This is a genomic window from Rhizobium sp. NZLR11 (genome assembly GCF_019685115.1).
Lineage (GTDB): Bacteria > Pseudomonadota > Alphaproteobacteria > Rhizobiales > Rhizobiaceae > Rhizobium.
The window spans coordinates 53212-74819 of record NZ_JABDWD010000005.1; the positions used below are offsets into that span (position 1 = coordinate 53212).

The window sequence follows — 21608 nt, forward strand, 5'->3', positions numbered from 1 at the left end:
TTGTGCATGCGGGTGGCTTTCTACGCGCCGATGAAATCGCCGAACCATCCGGTGCCGTCAGGCGACCGGCTGATGGCGCGGCTGTTGATCCGGGCGCTGGAGCACGCCGGCCATGAAGTCGAGATCATTTCAGAATTCCGCACCTATGCCGCGACACCCGAGGCGGCAGCGGCGCTCGAACCGGCGATCCGTACCGAACTGCAGCGGCTGCGGGAAAAATGGACTTCGGCGCCGCGACCCGAGCTGTGGTTCTGCTACCACCCCTATTACAAATCGCCCGACCCGTTCGGGCCGGTGATTTCAGCCGAATTGGTCATCCCCTATGTCACCGTCGAAGCCTCCTATGCGGGCAAACGCGACAGGACCGGCTGGGCAGGCGTGCAGAAGTCAGTCGGCGAGGCGATCCTGCAGGCAGCAGTCAATATCAGCTTCACCGCGCGTGACCGGGCCGGGCTTTCGGCCGCCTTTCCGCAGGCGCGTCTTGCCGGTCTCCAACCCTTCATCGACACGGGGCTGTTCGAGAGGGTCTCACCGGCGCCCGATCCGCTGCGGCTGATGGTGGTGGCGATGATGCGTGCGGGTGACAAGATGGAGAGTTATACGATGCTTGCAAAAGCGCTGCTGCTGATCGAAGACCGGCCGTGGACGCTTGCAGTCATCGGCGATGGGCCGATGCGCCACGCGGTTCAGGCGCTGTTTGCCGGTTTTTCCACGGACCGCATCGAATGGCTGGGCGAGCGGGACGCGGCCGATATCGCCGAATTGCTTGGACGCGGCGGTATCTATGTCTGGCCCGGCTGCGGCGAGGCCTATGGTCTTGCCTATCTGGAAGCCCAGGCCGCCGGCCTGCCGGTCGTGGCGCAGGAAACGGCGGGGGTGCCTGATGTGGTCGAGGCCGGGGTGACCGGCCTGCTGACGCCGGATGGCGACCTCGCCGCCTATGCCGCGGCCATCGCTGCCCTGCTCGACGACGGGGAGAGGCGCGACGCCGTGGGGAAGGCGGCGCGGCGCTTCGTGCTCGGGCAACGCTCGCTGGCGAGGGCGGCTGAGATATTGGACGGAATTTTGCAGGACAATGCTGCAACAGGAGTAAGGCGATGACCGACAAGACGATCTGGGAGCCGCTGCGCCGCGAGCTTGACCGCTGGCAAGCCGCCGGCCGCGTAGCCCGCTTCTGGCTGCGGGATGACGATGCCGTCGAGCCGACGCTGGCGTTGGAGATGCAGCTGGCGCTGACGGGCGAGAGCGCGGTGCCGCTGACGCTTGCCGTCATTCCCGGCCTGACCGGCGGGGCATTGGCCGCGCGGCTGGCGGGGGAAGCAGGCGTCACTGTCGCCGTGCATGGCTGGTCGCATACGAACCATGCGAGGCCGGAGGGCAAGAAGCAGGAACTCGGCGGCGATCGGCCGGCAGACGTCGTGCTCGGCGAATTGGGCGAAGGGCTGCGGTTGCTGCAGCGGCTCCATCCCACCCGTTTCCTGCCGGTGCTGGTGCCGCCGTGGAACCGGATCGATGCCGCCCTCATCCCGGCATTGCCCGCGCTTGGGTTTACGGCACTTTCGGTTTATGGGCGGGCACAGCAGGACGGCCCGGTGCCGCTTCTCAACACCCATGTCGACATCATCGATTGGCACGGCACGCGCGGCGGACGCAGCGAGGCGGAATTGGTGGCCGAGCTGGTGGCCGAGCTTGACGACCGGTTTGCCGGCAGCGACGAGCCGATCGGCGTGCTCACCCACCATCTGGTGCACGACGCGGCCGCATGGAACTTTCTGTCAGCCTTATTCGCGGCGACAGGCCGACATCCTGCCGTCCACTGGTCGGCGGCATCGGCGCTTCTCAAGCGGTGAGAGTCTCGACGCCTGCGACGATGATCCGGCGATGCCGGACGAGGCTGGCCATCGGAAGGCCTCCGATGGCCCCGCTCATCTACGGTCTTCCTCGAACTGCTCGGCGCCCTCCACCGGCCGCAGCCACGGTTCGCGGCGCTTGATCCAGAGTTCGTAGCCGGGCACCAGGGGCGTCGGGGCTTCGGACAGAATGCCGAGCTTGATTTCTGCCTCCTCGTCATCGACGGAAAATAGCCGCGAACCACAGCCGCTGCAGAAATGCCGGCCTTGGAATTCGCCGGTTTCCCCAGAATGCTCAAACTGGCCGGCGGGCCAGATCCCGTAGAAGGTAAAGGCCGAACCGCTTTCCTTCCTGCAGTCCATGCAATGACAGATTCCAACGCGAATGGGTTCGCCGCCAACAGAGATGTGCACCTGCCCGCAAAGGCACTTTCCGGAAAGGTTGGTCATAGGGATATCCGCTTCATCGATCTTGCGATGCCGAGGAAACGGTCAGGACCGGCATCTGTTCCGTTAGCGCGAAAGCGGCCTGCAGCGCGCTGGGGGCAGGACAAGAGCAGTTCAAAATCCGGCGCTAAGATCGAACGTATTGTGAACATCACGCAGCCCGGAGGATTCTGCCTGGAGGCGGCAATGGCCTGAAGTAGATGCCGGTGAGGTTATATGCGCCCAACTGAGCGGCGAGACCTGTTTGAGCAGATCGTCGGGGATGTTCGGCCCTGCTGGCGCAGATGGGCTGTCGCCCGGCTGAGATAGACGGCGTTCCAGGGGACGATGGGCGCTGACGACCAGATTTGAGGGCCGAGGCGCAGAATGCCTGGCTGCCGAAGGACCGGTCACGGATTTCGCCACGCTTGTGGAAGGCGCGTTTGAGTTTTTCGCGCCGCTACCGGCCGTCAAAGACGTCCGGATGGTGGGATTATCGTCAAATCAGCACTCGCTGTCTTTGGTTGATAAAGCCGCGTGTCACCAGGAACAGTTCCGACCTTTATATCGGCAGGGGAAGCCCAAAACCGGTCTGCCCGCGCCTTCGCGATCGAGCTACCCGTTACCCAAGAGGATTTGATCGCGCATAGGCCCCGGGCGATGTTCCCACGTGCCGGCTAAATGCCACGCTAAACGCGCTTGCCGAGCCATAGCCAACGCGTTGTGCAATCTCTGCGGTTGCAACATCACTGCGAAGGAGTTGCTTTGCCAGTGCCATCCGCCAGCCAGTTGCGTATTCCATGGGGGCTACACCAACCTCTCTCCGGAACCGCTCAAAGAAAGTTGAACGTGACATGGCTGAATCCTGCGCCAGCGCTTCCACGGTTATACTGCGACCTGGATGTTCGTGAATCCGGCGCAATGTGGGCGCCAGCTGCGGATCGGCCATGCCGCGCAAGAGGCCCGGTGGCGCAGCCGTACCGCTCGTTGAGCGTAACGCCTCAATCAACATCACCTCCAACAACCGGCGAAGCACCATTTCTCGGGCAGTCCGGTCGTGTCGCGTTTCGTCGTTTATCATCCGGACCAGCATGGTTAGGCGGTCTTCACCGTGGACATGAATGACCTCCGGCAATAGCGAGACGAGAAGAGCCTTGTCATCCGAGCCGAAAGCACAATGTCCAACCATTGCCTTGATCTCGGCCGGCGCATCAGGGTCTCCCAACCGGAATACACCCGGACTAGTCTCAAGACGCTGCGCAAGCGCTCCGCGATGCGGTGGTTCCAAGCTGCTCATTGTGAACGAGAAGACTTCCGGAACCAGCACGAAGTCAGCGGCCGTCAGCAGCATCGGCTCACCACCTGTGATGGTCATCCGACAACACCCTTCGACCACGGCGCAATAGAAGGGGCTTCCGAGCTCAGTGCGCTCGACGAGCCAGCGGCCGCCGCCTGTCACCAATTTGGATATCGACGGGATTGGCTTCAGCAGGGAAACGACTTCTGCAATTGGGTCGGTCATGAATTGGACTTGTGCTAAACGAATTCGGACAAACGAATATAGATAGTCCGGTACAAGTAGTCCATCTCTTGGCAGCGTAATCGTCAGGAGACAGACACATGCCAAAGATCCTCGTCACCGGTTGCTCTTCCGGATTCGGGCTCGCCATCGCGCACACCTTCCTTCAGGCTGGATGGGACGTGGCCGCGACCATGCGCACCCCGCGGACCGACCTGCTACCGGATACTGAAAGCCTTAGAGTGATTGCGTTGGATGTTACCAATGCGGAAAGCATCATAAGGGCTGTCGAAACCGCCGGGCCGATCGATGCTCTGGTCAACAATGCCGGTGTTGGCATGCTGAACGTGCTGGAAGGCGCTGAGATGTCGAATGTCCGCGACCTCTTCGAAACAAATGTCTTCGGCGCGATCGCGCTGACCAAAGCGGTCCTTCCGCAGATGCGGGTACGAGGTGCGGGCGTCATCGTGAATGTCAGTTCCAGCGTCACCATCAAGCCGCTGCCTGCACTATCCATTTATAGCGCCAGTAAGGCGGCTTTGAACGCTTTCACCGAAAGCCTTGCCCTTGAGGCCGCGCTCTTCGGCGTGCGCACGCGGCTGGTGCTGCCCGGCTCGGCTCCGACGACCGCCTTCGGGAAGAATGCAGTGGCACGCGTGGGAATGGAGATCCCCCAACCTTACAGCGCATTCGTTCACGACTATCTCACGGCCTTGCGCACGGGGACCGAGGTGACGACGCCGGAAGATGTGGCCCAGGCCGTCTGGCGTGCCGTAACGGAGCCGGACGCGCCGATGCGGAGCCCTGCCGGGGCGGATGCGCAGACCTGGTTCCGCGAGACAGGTCATCCTGTGGCGTGAAGGCGACTACTCGGAAACCCAAGCTCAGGATATTCGACCATGAACAATCTGATCAATCTCGCCAGCCACATTCCCACGCCTGATGCCACTCTCACTGTAGCCTACACCCCAATCCGTTTGCCAATGGAAGGCCGCCAGCCGCTTGAACTGCGTTTAACCGCACCTGCAACGGGCAGCCACCTGCCCATTGTGCTCGTTTCGCACGGTTTCGGCCCCTCAAATTACCTTCCATCGAAGGACGGCTACGCTCCATTGGCTCAGTTTTGGGCGGAACGCGGTTTCGCTGTCATTCAGCCAACGCATGCAAGCTCGCGCGTCGGCGGTTTGCCTGCAGGCGCACCTGGCGCGCCTTTCTTCTGGCGCGAGCGCGTGGAGGAGCTGAAGGCGGTCATCGAGCAATTGGTTGAGGTGGAACATCAGGCGCCCGCTGTCTCCGGGCGGCTGGATCATTCCCGAATCGCGGCGGCCGGTCATTCCTTTGGCGGCCACACCGTTGGGCTTCTGTTGGGCGCGCGCGTGGACGGTGAGGATTTTTCCGATCCTCGAATTTCGGCGGGAATTCTGCTGGCTGCTCCTGGGCGCGGCGGAAAGGACATGACCGAGGAGAACGCAAGCCGGTTTCCCTTCTTCGATGTGGATTTTTCCAGTCTGACAACCCTCAGCCTTGTTGTCTGTGGTGATCAGGATGATCCGCATTTCACCCCGCGCGGTCCCGAATGGCATGCGGATGCTTTTCAGGATGGCCCGGGCGCGGAGGCACTGTTGATGTTGCGCGAGGTTGGACACGGGCTTGGCGGGATTGCCGGCCTTGACGCGCGCGAGACCGAAACCGAGGCTCCAGATGTACTGGAAGCCACGAAACGTTTGACCCTCGCCTGGCTTCAGACGGCACTTGCAGTCGATGAACATGCGTGGGTTGGCGCGTGCGGCGCGCTTGAGGGTCTTGCGGCTCCGATTGGGCACGTTACGCGCCGTACACACTAAGCCACATCCGGCGCCCCGGCTGCTAGCAAGTCACCTTCTGGCTGCTGAAGCGGAAGGGGTGTTCTTGCGCACCTAGATCACCACGATCTGGTTGTCGCGGGCGGCAAAGGATTCAGGGAATGCGGCCTGCGCCTGCGTTTCCATCTGCGCCAGCTGTTCGTCGGTGCGGGATGGCGCGTGGTGGAACAGGGCGAAACGTTTGGCGCCGGCTATCTTTGCAAGCTCGGTGCCATGCTCCCAGGTCGAATGGCCGAAGCCCTTGAAACGCTGCATCTCGTCTTCATTGTAGGTGCAGTCGTAGACGACGAGATCGGCACCCTTCATCATCTCCAGCGAGACCGGGTCGTAAGCGCCTGGAATATGCTCGATATCATAGATCAGTGCGACCGAACGGCCCTGCCATTCGATGCGGTAGCCGATGGCGCCGCCCGGGTGGTTGAGCATGAAGGTCTTGATCTCGATGCCCTCGTGAGGCGTCAGCACCTGTCCGGAATGGAAATCTCGGAAGTTCATCGTCGCCTGACAGATGTCGGTCTTGACCGGAAACCAGGGCGGGCTGATGAACTGCTCGACCATTTCCCGCGTGCTCATCTTGCCGTCGAGATGGCCGGACCAGATGTTGACGTTGATCGAGGGATAATAGATCGCCTTGAAAAACGGCAGGCCGATGATGTGGTCGTAATGGCAATGGCTGAAGAACAGATCGACGTCGCTGACGCCGTCGGCGAGCAATGACAGCCCCGCCTCGCGCAGGCCGGAGCCCGCGTCGAAGATCATCCGATGTTTTCCGCAGCGAATTTCGATGCAGGACGTATTACCGCCGTAGCGGTCGAACTCGGGGCCCGATACGGGAATACTGCCCCGGACGCCCCAAAATTTTACCTGAAACAGTTCTGTCGTCATCGTTCTTCAAACCGGCCTTCCCGCATCGCCATCGTAATCATAGTTTATCCCGATGCGAAGCAGTAGAATTCCACGGGTTTGCCTGTGCCCCTCTCATTCTCCTAACCGCTAGCGGAAGAAGGAGTAGATTTTCCTAAGCAATCGGCTTTTGCGCCGGAAAGCAAGCCAGTATGGTTGGTTTTCGGTAAACGGGCTGCTGGGCGGGGACATTTTCCCGTAAGTCATGCCTATTAGATGGTTGCGCACGATTGAAAAAACAATTGCTGTCACCTCGCGCCAGAATTCAGCCTGCCAGCATCACGAATTCCACGCCCGAGAAATCAAGCACCCCGCGCAATGGAAGCTGTTTTTGCCAGTCGTCCCGCGCTCATCGCCCGGTTGAGCGGGCACTACCGAATGAATTGGAGAACTGAGCATTGGCGCAACCCAACCCCGCCAAGGTCCGCTTTCAATTTGTAACGCAACGCCCGCGGGATGATGGTTGCGGCGTTTTTGTCTTGCAGATGCTCACCGGCAGACCCTACGGCCAACTTGCCGGCATGATCGATTGGGGAGCACAGACCAATCATTACACCACGTGGAAAGAACTAAGCTGTGTCCTAAGCGAGTTGGGGTGGCGTATTGGCGAGGTACGCAAGGTGGAGAGCTGGAGTGACGTCATCGGGGTGGCGGTCGTCCATGTCGAAGGAGACCACTTTATCCTGTATGACGCTGATAACGGCATTTTCTATGACCCAGGCCAATGGGAAGGTCCCGATCTCGATACCCAGCTTGTTCCCCTGAGCTATCTTCCTGTGCATTTGCCAGAAAGTGCATAAACCGCCGACAATTGTTGGATCATCCAGCGGGCGTTGATTTCTGCCGCCGCAATTCCTGAGGCTGGACACGACAGGCATCTCCGCCGAGGTCGGTGTGACTCGCATCTGTGACCGAATGGAGAGCGCAAGCCTGACCAAACTAAAGGGGTATGTGGATCCGCGCACATTCAGTGTCCGCGGAAACCTCCATCGTATGAGAAAATTGGGTTCGGTATTGCGTGAATGCTTCCTTGCTTGGCATTGCCGAAAAGCGATATATCAGATGATATGAGAAATATAAGAGACTCGTGATGCTCCAGCCTGTTGTAAACGAGACCATCGCCGAGAGCAGCTACCGGCGCATTCGGGCCGACATCATTTTCGGGCGGCTGGCGCCCGGGCAAAAATTGAGACTGGAAAGCCTGAAGGAGGCCTACGATACCAGCATCAGTACGCTCAGAGAGGTGCTGAACCGGCTCTCCTCCGAGGGTCTGGTCGTTGCCGAGGGACAGAAGGGGTTTGAAGTTTCTCCGGTATCCGTCTCCGACCTCAAGGAGACGGCGGCAATGCGGCTTCTGCTCGAGACGCATGCCTTGGAGCAGTCATTCGCGCATGGAGACGTGGAATGGGAGGCGCCGCTGGTATCGGCCCACTACAAATTGGCGCGGATGGAGCAGGTGATGGCAACCGGCGACACCAGCAGGGCCGAGGACTGGAAGCGCTATGATTGGGAATTCCACCAGGCCTTGATTTCCGCATGCGGGTCGAAACTGCTGATGCAGACCCACTCGGGGATCTTCGACAAATATCTAAGGTATCAGATGGTCGCTTTGTCCTACCGGGGTGACGTCGCCGCCGATGAACACCAGCAGCTTCTGGATGCGGCCCTGCGACGGGATGCAGAGACGGCCAAGCGAGTGCTTGCGTTTCATATCCAGGGCGGGGTGGAACATGCGCTGGCCAAAGGGACATTGAAATAACAACGGAGGTCTTTTCAAGATTTAAGGCCATCACACTTCTCGGCGAAACCAGGAAAAGCCATGCTCAAGCAAGTCCACGACCCGGCTGAAACAGTAAGCGATGTCGTCTTCCGGCAGATCCGCGAGGATATCATATCAGGCATATTGGCGCCGGGGGCCAAGATCAAACTGGAGCAGGCAAAGGAGCGCTACTCGATCGGCATTTCGTCGCTGCGCGAAATTCTGAGCCGCCTGACCACGGAGAACCTCGTCGTCGCCGAGGGGCAGCGTGGTTTTGAAGTGAGCCCTGCTTCGCGGCGGGAGTTGCTGGAGCTTGCCGACCTGAGGATCGTTCTTGAAATGCATGCGATCGGCCTTGCATTCGCAGCCGGAAATCTCGAATGGGAAGGGCGCATCGTCGCTGCCCATCACCGGCTGGCTGCCGCTGAGCGCAAGCTGCTGGCGGGCGACGTCTCGCGCACGGTCGACTGGGTCCGATACGATTGGGAGTTCCATCAGGCGATCGTCTCGGCCTGCAATTCAGCGACGCTGATGGCGACATTGTCGTCGGTGTTCGACCGCTTCCTTCGTTACCATATGCTGGCCGAAAGCTTTCGCGGAAAGCCTGTTGTCGATGACCACAGGCTTTTGTTCGAACTGTCCATTCAACGTGACGTCGCCGGCGCGACCGAGGTGGTCAGACGGCATGTACAAAGCGGCGTAGAGCATGTGCTGAAGAGCGGCCGCATTCTCTGATTTAATAAGCGTCTTTCGGAATTCCTTCCGGACGCATCTGCCTTTTCAGCGCGGCGATCCGGAAAATTGCATTTGGCGCGCCATATCCGCGATAGCCGCGGCGCTCGACGATCTCGAAAAAGAAACCCTCGCCATAGGTTCCGCTATAGAGCTGGAAATATTCGCCATGCTCGTCTCGGTCATAGAGGATGTTCTCTGCTTTCAGCCGCTCGGTCATGACAGGATCGAGCCCGAAGCGGGCTTCGACGTCGTCGTAATAGTTCGGCGAAATGTGCAGGGACCTGAAGCCGCAGCCACGAAGTTTTTCGGCGGTTGCAAAGATGTCGTCGGTTGAAAATGCCAGATGCTGGATGCCGGACCCGAACTTCTCCGCAATGAAATGTCCGGCCAGGGTGCGGCGATTTTCGGCTCCGTTCATGGTAATGCGCAACTCGCCCGACTGGTTCTCGACGACTTGGCTGCGCACCACCCCGGCTGGATCGATGATGTCGACCATCGGGGTCTTATGGGTCTCGAAGATCGACGTGTAGAACAGAAGCCAGGTGAGCATTTCATCATAGCCGACCGTCTGGGCGACGTGATCGACGCGAAAAAGGCCGCCGTCCGCCGTCTGGGCGTCGTCGGTGACCGGCCGAAAGTCGATTTCGGAAAAGCGCCCCAAGGCGCTCTTGTCGTCGATCAGATAGACGATGCCGCCGCCCACACCCCGAATGGCCGGCAGTTCAAGCTCGCCCGCCGCGACCGGCTGGCTGAATGCCTCCGCATCCAGGGCAAGGGCGCGCGCATACGCCTTTGCGGCATCGTCGACGACCAAGGCGATCGCATAGGCAAACGTGCCATGAACGGCGTAGGCCGCATTGGCGAATCCCGCCTGATCGACATTGACGAGGATCCGGATCTCGCCCTGCTCGAACAGAGAGACTTTCTTGGTGCGGTGGACGGCAGTCTGCTTGAACCCGAGGGTGCGCAGCAAAGCCACCAGCTCGACTTCATCTTGTTCGTCCGTGGCAAACTCCACGAAGCCGACACCTTTCACGGCAGCCCTTTGCGGCATCGCCGCCCCGGTCATGCTGTCGGCGCCGAGATGGCGCCGCACCTGGTCGCCGAGATAGATCAGTGAGCGGTGGCCGTCGGCGGCGATTGCCCGCGACAGGCCGCCTCGAAACTGGTCGTTGAAAATCTCCAGCGAGAAATACCCGTCATAACCTGTGGCAGCGACGGCTTCGGTGAACGCCGTGACGGGAAGATCGCCTTCTCCAGGCATATTTCGGAAGTGACGGCTCCAATAGAGCAGGTCCATGTCGATCAGCGGCGCATCGGCAAGCTGGACGATAAAGATCTTCTCTTTGGGAAGCGAGCGGATGGAATTGACGTCGATCTTGCGCGACAAGGTGTGGAAGCTGTCGAGGATGAGGCCGACATTCGGATGATCGGCGCGTCGCACGATTTCCCAGGCGTCGCGGTGGTCGCTGATATGGCGACCCCAGGCGAGCGCCTCGTAGCCCACTCTCAGTCCACGCCGGGCGGCACGCTCGCCGAGTTCCCGGAAATCCTCAGCCGCACGGTCGATGCCGCCGATGGCCGCCGGCGAGACGTTCGAGCAGACCAGCACCAAATCTGTTCCAAGCTGCTGCATCACGTCGAACTTCCGTTCGGCGCGATCGAAGGTGCGGCTTCGCAGCGGCTCCGGCATGCCCTCGAAATCTCGAAACGGCTGAAACAGCGTGATCTCCAGGCCATGGTCGCGCACGAGTTTTCCGACATCGGCCGGGCTTCCGTCGAATGCCAGGAAATCATTTTCGAAAATCTCGACGCCGTCGAAGCCCGCTCGGGCGATTGCCTCGAGCTTTTCCGGCAGTTCGCCGCTGATCGTCACAGTCGCAATCGAGGTCTTCATATCAAAGCCCTTTCGGCATCCACCGCCAGCCGCGAAAACTCGCTCTCACCTATTATTGCAAATCTCGTGAGGAATTAAAATAGATAGAGGCATTATAAAATCTCATATGATTTTGAAAAACTCTGTTGATTTAGCCGTCCGTCTCTGGCAATCATTCCTCCCACAGTCAAAAGGTGAGGTGGCTGTCCGGTCGAATGACCGTCAAAGAGGAGGAAACATAATGTTCAAGTCTATGCTGACGCGCCGAAACGCCATGCTCGGAGCCGCAGCCTTTGTGGCTGCCGTCACCTTGGCGCAACCGGCCGCCGCGATTACGCCTGATGAAATCAAGGCTCGCGGTAAGATCATCGTCGGAATTCAGGGTGACAACCCGCCTTGGGGTTTTGTGACCAGCGGCGGCAAACAGGACGGCCTCGACGCCGACATCGCGACGCTGTTTGCCAAGGAATTGGGTGTTACCGTCGAGTTCGTGCCGCTTGAAGTCAACAACCGCATTCCGGCCCTCACGGCCGGCCGCGTCGACGTTCTGTTTGCAACCATGGCGATGCTGCCGGATCGCGCAAAGGCCGTGCAGTTCAGCAAGCCCTATGTGGCCAATGCCATCGTTCTGATCGGTCCCAAATCGGCAGAGATCAAGACGAATGCCGACATGGCCAAATTCAGCGTCGGCGTCGCCAAGGGTGCAGCGCAGGACACGCAGGTGACGAAGAACGCGCCTGAGGGCACGACGATCCGGCGCTATGACGGAGACGCTGCGAGCGTCCAATCCCTCGTTTCCGGCCAGGTCGATACGCTGGGCGGCAACATCTTCTATATGGACCGCGTCGAGAAGGCCCGTCCGGGCGAATTCGAAAACAAGCTTGAATTCCAGAAACTCTACAACGGCGCTTGCACGCGTCTCGGCGAGAAGGAAATCAACGCGGCGCTGAATACCTTCATCGACAAAATCAAGGCAAACGGCGAGCTCAAGACCGTCTACGACAAGTGGATGAAGGTCCCGGTCCCGCAATTCCCGGAAACGCTGGAAGGCATTCCGTTTGCGGTGAACTGAGCCAACGCTAAAGGCGGGACGAGGCCCGGGCCTTCCGGCTGATGATAAGGCCCGCTAACCACTCCTCCGTCATGCTCGGGCTCGTCCCGAGCATCTTCGGCGGCAGATCCTCGGCACAAGGTCGAGGATGACGTCCAGAGAGAAGTGAAGTCCTTATTTAGGACGGCGGGCATGCCCTGCCCATCAACGCAACCGCAATGCCCAAGGCCCCGAGGTGCGCGACATGACCAGAACCATCTTTGTGCTCAACGGACCGAACCTGAACCTGCTGGGTGAGCGCGAGCCTGCCATCTACGGGTCGACGACGCTGGCAGATATCAAGGACAAGTGCCTCGCAAAGGCTGGGAGTCTCGGCTTTGCCATCGACTTCCGCCAGACCAATTTCGAGGGCGAGTTGGTCGAAAGCGTGCACCAGGCCCGCAAAGAGGCCTGCGGCATCATCATCAATCCCGCCGGCTATACCTTCACCTCAATCGCGCTTCTCGATGCGCTGAAAATGTTCGATCCGCCGAAGATCGAGCTGCACATCTCGAATGTTCATGCGCGCGAAAGCATCTACCACAATTCGCTGATCTCGCGCGTCGCCACGGCGATCATGATCGGCTTTGGCGCCCGCGGTTATGAGCTCGCGATAGAAGCTATAGCCGACATGGCGGGAGCAGCGAAGGCATGAATTATAAGTTGGATTTCACCCCGATTATCGATGGGCTGCCAAGTCTCCTGCTCGGCTGTCTCGGGACATTCCTGCTTGCCATTTGTGGAATGCTGCTGGCGATCGTCATCGGAATTGGCGGAGTTGCCCTGCGCGATTCTCCGCTGAAGCCGGTGCGGTGGCTGGTCATCGCCTTCGTCGAGTTGATCCGCAACACGCCGTTCCTGGTCCAGATCTTTTTCATCTACTTCGCGCTTCCGCTCACCGGCATCAGGCTGGATCCAACGCCGACGGCGATCATCGCGCTCGGCATCAATGGTGGCGCCTATGCAATCGAGATCATTCGCGGCGGCGTCCAGTCGATCCCGAAGGGGCAGATGGAAGCCGGCCTGGCGCTTGGCCTGCACAAGGCGCAGGTCTTCCGGCTGATCATCCTCAAGCCGGCGTTGCGGGCGATCTACCCGTCTCTGACCAGCCAGTTCGTGCTGTTGACGCTGACCACCAGCATTGCCTCGGCGATCTCGGCCTATGAGCTGACCTCCGTTTCCCAGCGGATCGAATCGGAGAGCTTCCGGAGCTTCGAGGTCTACTTCACAGTCACGGTTTTCTATTTCGTGATTTCCTGGCTGATGATGCGCCTATTTGCGCTGTTTTCGGCCCGCTACTTCAAATATCCCGTCAAGTAGGAGGAATTCCATGGGTCACGACGAGTTCGTCTTCCTCCTGATCGGCCTGAAATGGACCGTCGTCCTCTCCGCCGTCGGCTTTGTCTGCGGCTGCATTGCCGGGCTCGGCGTTGCTCTCGCCCGCGTCTCGGGCATCCCGCTGTTGGAACGCCTGACGGCCGGCTACATCGCCGTCTTCCAGGGAACGCCGCTTCTGATGCAGCTATTCGTGACCTATTACGGTCTCGCTCTGGTCGGGCTGATGCTCGATGCCTGGGTCGCCGTCGCCATCGGACTGACGCTGCATGCCAGCGCCTATCTCGGCGAGATCTGGCGCGGATCGATCGAGGCGGTTCCGCGCGGCCAGACGGAAGCGGCAAAGGCTTTGAGCCTTCGTTATATCTCCCGCATGAAGGATGTCATCCTGCCGCAGGCGCTGCGCATCTCGCTGCCTGCCACGGTCGGCTTCCTCGTGCAGTTGATCAAAGGCACCTCTCTTGCCTCGATCGTCGGCTTCACGGAGCTGACCCGCGCCGGCAACATCATCTCCAATCAGATCTTCCAACCGCTGACGGTCTTCGGCGTCGTCGGCATCCTGTACTTCCTGATGTGCTGCCCGTTGACGATTCTCGGGGCGCGTCTCGAGCGAAGGTTCGCCGCCTCCGCGCGCTGATCCGCGTCCCCTGTTCCTCGATGCGGCCCTGCCCGCCAATCCCGGAGTTCTACCGATGACCAGTCCCATTCCCGCCCAGGCCGCAGAAACCATGATCTCCATGGCGCAGGTGGAAAAGTGGTACGGCTCGTTTCAAGCCCTTCTCGATATCAACATGACGGTCCGCAGCGGCGAGAGGATCGTCCTGTGCGGGCCTTCCGGCAGCGGCAAGTCGACGCTCATTCGCTGTATCAACCATCTCGAGACCTACCAGAAAGGTGAAATCCGGGTTGGCGGCATCGTTCTGAGTGACCAGGCCAAGACCGTCGATGCGATCCGCCGGGAGGTCGGCATGGTCTTCCAGCAGTTCAATCTGTTTCCGCACCTGACCGTGCTGCAGAACTGCATGCTGGCGCCGATGAAGGCGATCGGCGTCGGCAGGGCGGAAGCCGAGGAACGGGCACGCGGGCTGCTTGAGCGGGTCAAGATCCTGGAGCAGGCCGACAAATACCCGGTCCAGCTCTCAGGCGGCCAGCAGCAGCGCGTCGCCATTGCCCGCGCGCTTTGCATGCGGCCGAAAGTGATGCTGTTCGACGAGCCGACGTCGGCGCTCGACCCGGAGATGGTCAAGGAGGTGCTGGATACGATGATCGCATTGGCCGACGAGGGCATGACGATGATCTGTGTCACCCATGAGATGGGCTTTGCCCGCCAGGTCGCCGACCGGGTGATCTTCATGGCCAGCGGCGCGATCGTCGAGGAAGCCCCGCCCGCCGAATTCTTCACTAACCCGCAGCACGAGCGCACCCGGAAATTTCTCGGAGAAATCCTGCGGAAGTAGGGGGCAGGGCCGATACCTCGTCAAATTCTGGGAGCCGATCATGAAGCCATTGAAGATTGCAGTCATGGGAGCCGGCCTGATCGGCAGACGCCATGCCGAGCGCATCATATCCGAGCCCGGAACGCTTCTCTCCGCCGTGATCGATCCGTCTTCGGCCGGTCACGACTTTGCCCGCAATGCCGGCGCCCGATGGTATGCGAACTTCCGGGATATCAGTGAGGAAGACAGGCCTTACGGCGTCATCGTGGCAACACCGAACCAGCTCCACGTCGAGAACGCTATGGAGATCATCGCCGCTGGCATCCCGGTTCTGGTCGAAAAACCGATCGCCGACGATGTCGATGCCGCCGCGGCGCTGGTTGCGGCCGGCGAGAAGGCCGGGATCCCGATCCTGGTCGGCCATCACCGGCGTTACAACCCGATGATCCAGGCGGCCAAACAAATCGTCGACGGCGGCCGGCTTGGCCGGATCATCGCGGTGCATGGCACCTTCTGGGTCGCCAAGCCCGACGACTATTTCGACATCTCCTGGCGGCGGGAAGCCGGCGCCGGCCCAATCTTCGTCAACCTGATCCATGATGTCGACCTCTTCCGATTTCTGTTCGGCGAGGTCGAAGCCGTGCAGGCGATGGAATCGCACGCCGTGCGCCACCACGCCGTCGAGGATACGGCCGTTGTCTCGTTGCGGTTTGCAAACGGCGTTCTCGCCACGCTTAACGGCAGCGATGCGGTGGCGGCGCCCTGGAGCTGGGAGGCGACCACCGGTGAGAACCCTGCATTTCCCCACTATGCCGGACATTGCTACCAGATCGGCGGCACCAAGGGTTCGCTCGCAATTCCCGATCTGACGCTTTGGACAGCGACGTCGAAGCCGAATTGGCTGGAGCCGCTTGCCGAGGAGCGCGTACCCTTTGAAGCAGCCGATCCGCTTTGCCGTCAGCTCCGCCATTTTTGCGATGTCATACGTGGCGATGCCGCGCCCCTCGTAAGGGGGCGCGAGGGCCTCGCAACCCTCAGGGTCGTCGAAGCGATCAAGAGATCGGCGCGCTCGGGGCAGATGGTCCGCCTCGCCGACACCGTTGCCTCTGCCGATCCCCAGAAAGTCTAGCCACATGATCACCGGCACGACCAAACTCATCGCTCACCTCGGTTATCCCACCGAGTCGTTCAAGGCGCCGCTGATCTACAATCCGTATTTCGAAAAGACAGGGATCGATGCGGTCGTCGTGCCGATGGGCTGCCGGCCGAAGGACTATCCGGCGTTCCTGAAGCTTGTCTTCCGGCTCTCCAATATCCATGGCGCGCTGATCACGATGCCGCACAAGATTTCGACGATGGCACTGCTCGACGAAGCCTCGACCAACGCCAAAGTCGCGGGCTCGTGCAATGCGGTGCGTCTTGATGCCGATGGCAGGCTGATTGGTGACATGTTCGATGGCGAGGGCTTCGTGCGGGGCGTTCTGCGCAAGGGCAGAAAGGTCGACGGCGCCCATGCGCTCGTCGTCGGCGCCGGCGGCGTCGGCTCGGCGATCGCGGCGTCGCTGGCGCAGGCAGGTGTGGGCCATCTCGCAATCTTCGACGCCAGCGAGACAGCCGCGACCGCGCTGCTCGGCCGGTTGAAGACATATTATCCGCATCTGCACGTCACGACCGGCTCTCTCGATCCGGCAGGGTTCGATATCGTCGTGAACGCGACACCGCTTGGAATGCGGCGGGGTGACCCTCTGCCGATCGATGTCGACCGCATCTCCCCATCGACCTTCGTCGGCGAGGTGGTGCTGAGCAAGGAGATCACCCCGTTGCTGGAGGCAGCACGGGCTCGGGGCTGCGCCTTTCAAGTCGGCACGGATATGCTGTTCGAACAAATCCCCGCCTATCTCGAATTCTTCGAATTCCCAACAACGACGGCCGACAATCTGCGGGCCATAGCCAGGCTCGTTTGATGCTCGTTTCGCCTGAGGTAAAAGATCGCGACGGGCTTTAGACCACCCCAAGCCGCCTGATATTCCCCACTAACTCCCCCGCCAGCCGCAAGCTGGCGGCGGTTGCCATCGCCATTTGCGGCAGCAGCAGCCATTCGAGCGTCCAGGCGGCGCCGGAGCGTTCCTGTTCATGGACGAGGGATTGGTGAATGCCCGACAGCGCCGTGGCGTTGAAGCGGGCAAGCGAGACCAGCACCTCGGCGGCAACGGGGTTCTGTTTGTGGGCCATCGCCGAGGAGGTGCCGCCGCCTGATATTTCGATCTCGTCGCCTGCCTGGGCAAGCAGCGCGATATCCTGGCCGATCTTGCCGAGGCTGCCCGATATCGACGCAAACAGGCCGGCGATATCGGCAATCGGCAGACGGCCGCTCTGCCATTGCCGGGTGTCAGTGAGGCCGAGCTCCTGGGCGAGCGAGGCGCGGACGGTTTCGGCCTGCGGCCCGAGCTTGTTGAGCGTGCCGGCGGCCCCACCGAGCTGGACGGGAAAACTCTGCTCGGTCAGGCGGTCGCGATAAATCGCCAACGGCGCGCGCCACACAGTGAGACGGTCGGAGACGCTGATCGGAATCGCCGCCTGCATGCGGGTATGGCCCATCAGCCGGTTGCGGCCGAACTGACGATCGAGCCCATCGAGCGCTGCGACGATGGCGGACAGCCGGCCGGCAAACAGGAAGACGACGGCCTTCAGCCGGATCATCAGGCTGGTGTCGATGACATCCTGGCTGGTGGCGCCGAGATGCAGGCTTTTTGCCGCTTCCTCGCCGACGTCGGTGCGCAGCTGCTGGATGAGTTCGGGAACGACGACGCCATCGCGTGCCGCGGCCGCTCGCAGACGGGGCAGGTCGGGAGAAAAGCCGGCGCAGATTTCGGCGATCCGCCTTGCGGCTTCGGCAGGGATGAGGCCATGGGTGGCTTCGGCCCTCGCCAGCGCGGCCTCGAAGGCGAGCATGGCGCGAATGTCGGCCCCGGCGGAGAAGTAGGGCGCGATTTCATCGTCGCCGAGCAGGCCGGAGAGGAAGGGATGGTCGAAGGGCGATGCGGTCATGAATTGCTCGTTTGTGATGGAGGCCCCTCATCCGGCTGCCGCCACCTTCTCCCCGAGGGGAGAAGGGGTTTTGAGGCATTGTCCCGTCTCCTCTCGGGAAAGGGTAAGGTGAGGGGACGCTACTTGCACTGGGCCCTATCGGCAAGTTACTTGCCGGCTCTTAAATATCCAGAAACACCGTTTCCTTCGGACCCTGCAGATGGATGTCGAAATGGCAGGTCGCGGCGTCGCGGGTGGCGACCAGGGTTGCGACACGCTCGCGATGTTCGATGCGCTGAAGCAGCGGGTCGGCGCTGTTGGCCTCCGTCTCCTCCGGAAAGTACATGCGCGTATGCAGGCCGATATTGATGCCGCGGGCGACGATCCAGACGGTGATGTGCGGCGCCATCTTGCGGCCGTCCTTGAAGGGGACACGGCCGGGCTTGATGGTCTCGAAGCTATAGACACCGTCTGCGGACCGGGTCGGGCAGCGGCCCCAGCCGGTGAAATTGGGATCGGCTGTGCCGCGCATTTCCGACGGGCTGTTGTAAAGGCCGGCGCTGTCGGCTTGCCAGATTTCGACGACGGCATCGCGCACCAGTGCGCCGGCGCCGTCGAAGATGCGGCCGGTCATGGTGATGCGTTCGCCGAGCGTCTTGTCGTTGATCATCTCGGTGCCGAGATCGGTATCGTAGACGCCCGCTATGTCGCAGAAATTCGGTGTCAGGCCGATATGGACATAGGGACCTGCCGTCTGCGACGGAGTTTCCTTGAGATAGCCAAGCTGCTGCATGGTCAGTTGCCCTCCAGCCTGTTTTCGAACATCGTCGAGCGGCGGCCGCGCAGCACGATATCGAATTTATAGGCGCGTGAATCCATCGGGATGGTGTTGCCCCAGTCGAGCGGCGCGATCAGCTGCTCGATCGCCGCCTTGTCGGGGATCGTGCCGACGATCGGACATTTCCAGATCATCGGATCGCCTTCGAAATACATCTGGGTGATCAGGCGCTGGGCAAAACCGTGGCCGAAGATCGAAAAGTGGATATGGGCGGGGCGCCAGTCGTTGACGCCGTTCGGCCAGGGATAGGCGCCGGGGCGGACGGTGCGGAAATGGTAGCGGCCTTCCTCGTCGGTGATCGTGCGGCCGCAGCCGCCGAAATTCGGGTCGATCGCCGCGAGATAGGATTCCTTCTTGTGGCGATAGCGGCCGCCGGCATTGGCCTGCCAGAACTCGACCAGTGCACCGGCAAGCGGCTTGGCGCGCTCGTCGAGCACGCGGCCGTGGACGATGATGCGCTCGCCGATGGCGCTTTCGCCGGAGCGCGCATAATTCAGGATCAGGTCGTTGTCGAGATCGCCGATCATCGAATGGCCGAAGACCGGGCCTGTCGTTTCGGAGATCGTGCCGTCGAGCGAGAGCAGCGCACGCTGCGGCGCGCGCAGCACGGATGTTTTATAGCCGGGGGTCAGCGCCGGCGCATGCCAGGCGCGGTCGCGGGCGAAGAAGGCGCCGGTCTCGGGCTTGCGGTTCGGTAATTCGGACATCTCTCCCCCTCAGGTCGCCTTTTCGGCGTCCATCTGTTCAAAGGCCTGCTTGGCAATCTTGATCGCGTGATTGGCGGCGGGAACGCCGGCGTAGATTGCCACATGCAGCAGCGCTTCGCAGACATCCTCGCGGGTGGCGCCGGTGTGGGCGGTGGCGCGCACATGCATGGCAACCTCGTCATCCTGGCCGAGCGCCGCCAGCAGTGCGATGGTGACGATCGAGCGCTCGCGTTTGGTCAGCCCCGGGCGCGACCAGACATGACCCCAGGCGGCTTCGGTGATCAGTTCCTGGAAGGGCCGGTCGAATTCGGTCGCCGCGGCTGTGGCGCGATCGACATGGGCGTCGCCAAGCACGGCGCGGCGGGTCGCCATGCCCTGCCGGTGGCGCTCCGAGGAGGAGGCGGTTTCGTTCATCGGTTGGTTTCTCCAGGCGGAAGAGATGTCAGGAAGGCGCGGATGATCGCCGTCAGCGCGTCCGGCTGCTCGACGCAGGGAATATGGGCGCAATCGGCGATCACCTCGTATCGGGCGCCTGGGATCAGCTTCGCGGTCGAAAACACGAGATCGGGCGGTGTCGAGCCGTCCTGGTCGCCGACGATACAGATGGTCGGGACAGTGATCTTCTTTGCCGCCTCGGTGAAATCGGCATCGCGGATCGCTTCGCAGGCGGCGATATAACCCTCGACCGGCTGGCGCGTCAGCATGTTGCAGTAACCGGCATAGGCGGTGCTTTCGGGCCGACGGAAGGCTGGCGTGAACCAGCGCTCCATAATGGCGTCGACAATGCTGGCGATGCCGTTTTGCTCGACCGCGGCGATGCGGGCGTTCCAGCTTTCCGAGGTGCCGATCTTATGGGCGGTGTCGCAGAGGATCAGCGCGCGGACCAGATCCGGCCGGCGCTGATAGAGCGACTGGGCGACGAGGCCGCCGACGGAGAGGCCTAAAATAACCGCATCTTTGACGGAAAGCAGATCGAGCAGCCCGGCGAGATCCGTTGCATGATCCTCGATCGAAGCGGGGAGCTGGCCGACATCGGAAAGCCCGTGGCCGCGCTTGTCGTAAAGCACGATGGCGTAGTCGCCGGCAAGCCGCACCACGACGTCGCGCCAGATACGGAAATCCGTTCCGAGCGAATTGACAAAGACGATCACCGGCCGGTCGGCGGGCGCACCGATCACCTGATAATGGATCGTCACGTCGTTGATGCGGGCAAATTGCACGTCACTCTCCTCCTGAATAGTAAAATTGAATGGTTGATCCGGTTAAGTAAAATGATATTTTTCTGCTTTTCAATAACCATGGAGTTATGTGAGTGATGATCGACAGCCGCGTCAAGTTTCGCCATCTGCAGACCTTTGTCGAGGTGGCGCGGCAGAAGAGCGTCATGAAGGCGGCTGAATTGCTGCATGTCAGCCAGCCGGCGGTCACCAAGACGATCCGCGAGCTGGAACAAGCGCTGGGCGTTGCCGTCTTCGAGCGCGATGGCCGCGGCATCAAGATCACCCGTTATGGCGAAGTCTTCCTCCGCCATGCCGGGGCGGCGCTGACGGCGCTGCGCCAGGGTCTCGATTCCGTCGCGCAGGAGCAGTTTGCCGATGCACCGCCGATCCGGATCGGCGCCCTGCCGACGGTGTCGTCGCGCATCATGCCGCGGGCGATGGGACTCTTCCTCAAGGAGAGGACCTGGAGCCGGGTGAAGATCGTCACCGGCGAGAACGCGGTGCTGCTGGAGCAGCTTCGCGTCGGCGATCTCGATGTCGTCGTCGGACGTTTGGCGGGGGCGGAGAAGATGGCGGGCTTTTCCTTCGAACATCTCTACTCCGAGCAGGTGGTGTTTGCCGTGCGCGCCGGCCATCCGCTGCTGAGCGGCGGGCAATCGCCCTTCTCAGGTTTCGGCGATTACACGGTGCTGATGCCGACGCGGGGTTCGATTATCCGGCCGGTGGTCGAAAATTTCCTCATCGCCAACGGCGTCTCCAGCCTGCCGAACCAGATCGAGACGGTCTCGGATGCCTTCGGCCGCGCCTTCCTTCGCTCAAGCGATGCGATCTGGATCATTTCCAACGGCGTGGTGGCCGACGATGTCGCCGACGGACGACTGGCGCTTCTGCCGGTCGATACCGGCGAGACCAAGGGGCCGGTCGGGCTGACGATGCGCGCCGATTCCGCGCCGTCCGTGCCGCAATCGATCCTGATGCAGACGATCCGCGAGGCGGCAGGAGAGGTTTCCTGACATAATGGAGGT

General features: G+C 61.3%; 25 protein-coding genes and 1 pseudogene. 16 read left to right on the forward strand and 10 right to left on the reverse strand.

Features of this window, described 5'->3' with window-relative positions; all coding sequences use genetic code 11:
• Window positions 1-6 precede the first annotated feature (6 nt).
• Together HJB83_RS10600 and HJB83_RS10605 are read left to right on the forward strand one after the other, a co-directional pair.
• Window positions 7-1101, forward strand: coding sequence for a glycosyltransferase family 4 protein (locus HJB83_RS10600; RefSeq protein ID WP_207585476.1), 1095 nt, complete (start codon window positions 7-9; stop codon window positions 1099-1101).
• Window positions 1098-1850, forward strand: coding sequence for a polysaccharide deacetylase family protein (locus HJB83_RS10605; RefSeq protein ID WP_221115623.1), 753 nt, complete (start codon window positions 1098-1100; stop codon window positions 1848-1850). Before HJB83_RS10600 ends, HJB83_RS10605 begins: the two co-directional genes overlap by 4 nt.
• Before the next feature lie 75 nt (window positions 1851-1925).
• On the opposite strand, the gene HJB83_RS10610 is transcribed toward HJB83_RS10605, so the two are convergent.
• Entirely contained in the window at window positions 1926-2300 is a 375-nt protein-coding gene (locus HJB83_RS10610) for a GFA family protein (RefSeq protein WP_221115624.1), read from the reverse strand.
• Between HJB83_RS10610 and HJB83_RS10615 the strand changes: the two genes are divergently transcribed.
• Window positions 2217-2492, forward strand: coding sequence for a hypothetical protein (locus HJB83_RS10615; protein ID WP_221131959.1), 276 nt, complete (start codon window positions 2217-2219; stop codon window positions 2490-2492). The genes HJB83_RS10610 and HJB83_RS10615 overlap by 84 nt on opposite strands.
• On the opposite strand, the pseudogene HJB83_RS34705 reads toward HJB83_RS10615, so the two are convergent.
• Window positions 2449-2727, reverse strand: a pseudogene (locus tag HJB83_RS34705) (Tn3 family transposase); the annotation flags it as partial. The gene HJB83_RS10615 and the pseudogene HJB83_RS34705 overlap by 44 nt on opposite strands.
• A gap of 171 nt (window positions 2728-2898) precedes the next feature.
• Complete coding sequence (locus tag HJB83_RS10625; protein ID WP_221131827.1) at window positions 2899-3798, reverse strand: AraC family transcriptional regulator; 900 nt, start codon at window positions 3796-3798, stop codon at window positions 2899-2901.
• A 98-nt stretch (window positions 3799-3896) separates the two neighbouring features.
• Here HJB83_RS10625 and HJB83_RS10630 point away from each other — a divergent pair, with 98 nt between their 5' ends.
• Window positions 3897-4655, forward strand: a complete 759-nt coding sequence (locus tag HJB83_RS10630; protein ID WP_221131828.1) for an SDR family oxidoreductase — start codon at window positions 3897-3899, stop codon at window positions 4653-4655.
• Window positions 4656-4694: 39 nt separating this feature from the next.
• Window positions 4695-5639, forward strand: coding sequence for a dienelactone hydrolase (locus HJB83_RS10635; protein ID WP_207585481.1), 945 nt, complete (start codon window positions 4695-4697; stop codon window positions 5637-5639).
• 72 nt (window positions 5640-5711) lie between these two features.
• Here HJB83_RS10635 and HJB83_RS10640 read toward each other — a convergent pair whose 3' ends face one another.
• Window positions 5712-6542, reverse strand: a complete 831-nt coding sequence (locus HJB83_RS10640) for an MBL fold metallo-hydrolase (protein WP_207585482.1) — start codon at window positions 6540-6542, stop codon at window positions 5712-5714.
• 416 nt (window positions 6543-6958) lie between these two features.
• Between HJB83_RS10640 and HJB83_RS10645 the strand changes: the two genes are divergently transcribed.
• The 3 genes from HJB83_RS10645 (at window position 6959) to HJB83_RS10655 (ending at window position 9054) form a co-directional block, all read left to right on the forward strand.
• The gene (locus HJB83_RS10645) at window positions 6959-7360 is read left to right on the forward strand and encodes a hypothetical protein (protein WP_246762887.1); all 402 of its coding nucleotides are present in this window, start codon (window positions 6959-6961) and stop codon (window positions 7358-7360) included.
• Window positions 7361-7650: 290 nt separating this feature from the next.
• Window positions 7651-8319, forward strand: a complete 669-nt coding sequence (locus tag HJB83_RS10650) for a GntR family transcriptional regulator (RefSeq protein WP_207585483.1) — start codon at window positions 7651-7653, stop codon at window positions 8317-8319.
• 60 nt (window positions 8320-8379) lie between these two features.
• Window positions 8380-9054: a GntR family transcriptional regulator gene (locus HJB83_RS10655; protein ID WP_221131829.1), complete on the forward strand. Its 675-nt coding sequence runs from the start codon at window positions 8380-8382 to the stop codon at window positions 9052-9054.
• Window position 9055: 1 nt separating this feature from the next.
• Here HJB83_RS10655 and HJB83_RS10660 read toward each other — a convergent pair whose 3' ends face one another.
• Entirely contained in the window at window positions 9056-10951 is a 1896-nt protein-coding gene (locus HJB83_RS10660) for a bifunctional sugar phosphate isomerase/epimerase/4-hydroxyphenylpyruvate dioxygenase family protein (RefSeq protein ID WP_207585485.1), read from the reverse strand.
• A 220-nt stretch (window positions 10952-11171) separates the two neighbouring features.
• Here HJB83_RS10660 and HJB83_RS10665 point away from each other — a divergent pair, with 220 nt between their 5' ends.
• The 7 genes from HJB83_RS10665 to HJB83_RS10695 all read left to right on the forward strand — a co-directional run bounded on the left by HJB83_RS10665 (window position 11172) and on the right by HJB83_RS10695 (window position 16755).
• Entirely contained in the window at window positions 11172-12002 is an 831-nt protein-coding gene (locus tag HJB83_RS10665; RefSeq protein ID WP_207585486.1) for a transporter substrate-binding domain-containing protein, read from the forward strand.
• Between the two features lie 223 nt (window positions 12003-12225).
• On the forward strand, window positions 12226-12675 hold the full coding sequence (locus tag HJB83_RS10670; RefSeq protein WP_221131830.1) for a type II 3-dehydroquinate dehydratase: 450 nt from the start codon (window positions 12226-12228) through the stop codon (window positions 12673-12675).
• Window positions 12672-13340 (forward strand): amino acid ABC transporter permease, encoded by a 669-nt coding sequence (locus HJB83_RS10675; protein WP_221131831.1) that lies wholly within the window; start codon window positions 12672-12674, stop codon window positions 13338-13340. The genes HJB83_RS10670 and HJB83_RS10675 overlap by 4 nt, the downstream gene beginning before the upstream one ends.
• A 10-nt stretch (window positions 13341-13350) precedes the next feature.
• Window positions 13351-13992, forward strand: coding sequence for an amino acid ABC transporter permease (locus HJB83_RS10680; protein ID WP_207585489.1), 642 nt, complete (start codon window positions 13351-13353; stop codon window positions 13990-13992).
• A gap of 55 nt (window positions 13993-14047) precedes the next feature.
• Window positions 14048-14812, forward strand: coding sequence for an amino acid ABC transporter ATP-binding protein (locus HJB83_RS10685; RefSeq protein ID WP_311044279.1), 765 nt, complete (start codon window positions 14048-14050; stop codon window positions 14810-14812).
• 40 nt (window positions 14813-14852) lie between these two features.
• On the forward strand, window positions 14853-15920 hold the full coding sequence (locus tag HJB83_RS10690; protein ID WP_221131832.1) for a Gfo/Idh/MocA family protein: 1068 nt from the start codon (window positions 14853-14855) through the stop codon (window positions 15918-15920).
• Window positions 15921-15924: 4 nt separating this feature from the next.
• The gene (locus tag HJB83_RS10695) at window positions 15925-16755 is read left to right on the forward strand and encodes a shikimate dehydrogenase (RefSeq protein WP_221131833.1); all 831 of its coding nucleotides are present in this window, start codon (window positions 15925-15927) and stop codon (window positions 16753-16755) included.
• A 37-nt stretch (window positions 16756-16792) separates the two neighbouring features.
• Here HJB83_RS10695 and HJB83_RS10700 read toward each other — a convergent pair whose 3' ends face one another.
• The 5 genes from HJB83_RS10700 to pcaD all read right to left on the reverse strand — a co-directional run bounded on the left by HJB83_RS10700 (window position 16793) and on the right by pcaD (window position 20583).
• On the reverse strand, window positions 16793-17839 hold the full coding sequence (locus HJB83_RS10700; RefSeq protein ID WP_221131834.1) for a 3-carboxy-cis,cis-muconate cycloisomerase: 1047 nt from the start codon (window positions 17837-17839) through the stop codon (window positions 16793-16795).
• Between the two features lie 160 nt (window positions 17840-17999).
• Window positions 18000-18611 carry a protocatechuate 3,4-dioxygenase subunit alpha gene (gene pcaG, locus HJB83_RS10705; RefSeq protein WP_221131835.1) on the reverse strand — a complete coding sequence of 204 codons (612 nt, stop codon included), beginning with the start codon at window positions 18609-18611 and terminating at the stop codon, window positions 18000-18002.
• A 2-nt stretch (window positions 18612-18613) separates the two neighbouring features.
• Window positions 18614-19363 (reverse strand): protocatechuate 3,4-dioxygenase subunit beta, encoded by a 750-nt coding sequence (gene pcaH, locus HJB83_RS10710; protein WP_221131836.1) that lies wholly within the window; start codon window positions 19361-19363, stop codon window positions 18614-18616.
• A gap of 9 nt (window positions 19364-19372) precedes the next feature.
• The gene (gene pcaC / locus HJB83_RS10715; protein ID WP_221131837.1) at window positions 19373-19777 is read right to left on the reverse strand and encodes a 4-carboxymuconolactone decarboxylase; all 405 of its coding nucleotides are present in this window, start codon (window positions 19775-19777) and stop codon (window positions 19373-19375) included.
• Window positions 19774-20583: a 3-oxoadipate enol-lactonase gene (pcaD, locus tag HJB83_RS10720; protein ID WP_221131838.1), complete on the reverse strand. Its 810-nt coding sequence runs from the start codon at window positions 20581-20583 to the stop codon at window positions 19774-19776. Before pcaD ends, pcaC begins: the two co-directional genes overlap by 4 nt.
• A gap of 95 nt (window positions 20584-20678) precedes the next feature.
• Between pcaD and pcaQ the strand changes: the two genes are divergently transcribed.
• Entirely contained in the window at window positions 20679-21596 is a 918-nt protein-coding gene (gene pcaQ, locus HJB83_RS10725) for a pca operon transcription factor PcaQ (RefSeq protein ID WP_207585497.1), read from the forward strand.
• The last annotated feature ends 12 nt before the right edge of the window (window positions 21597-21608 follow it).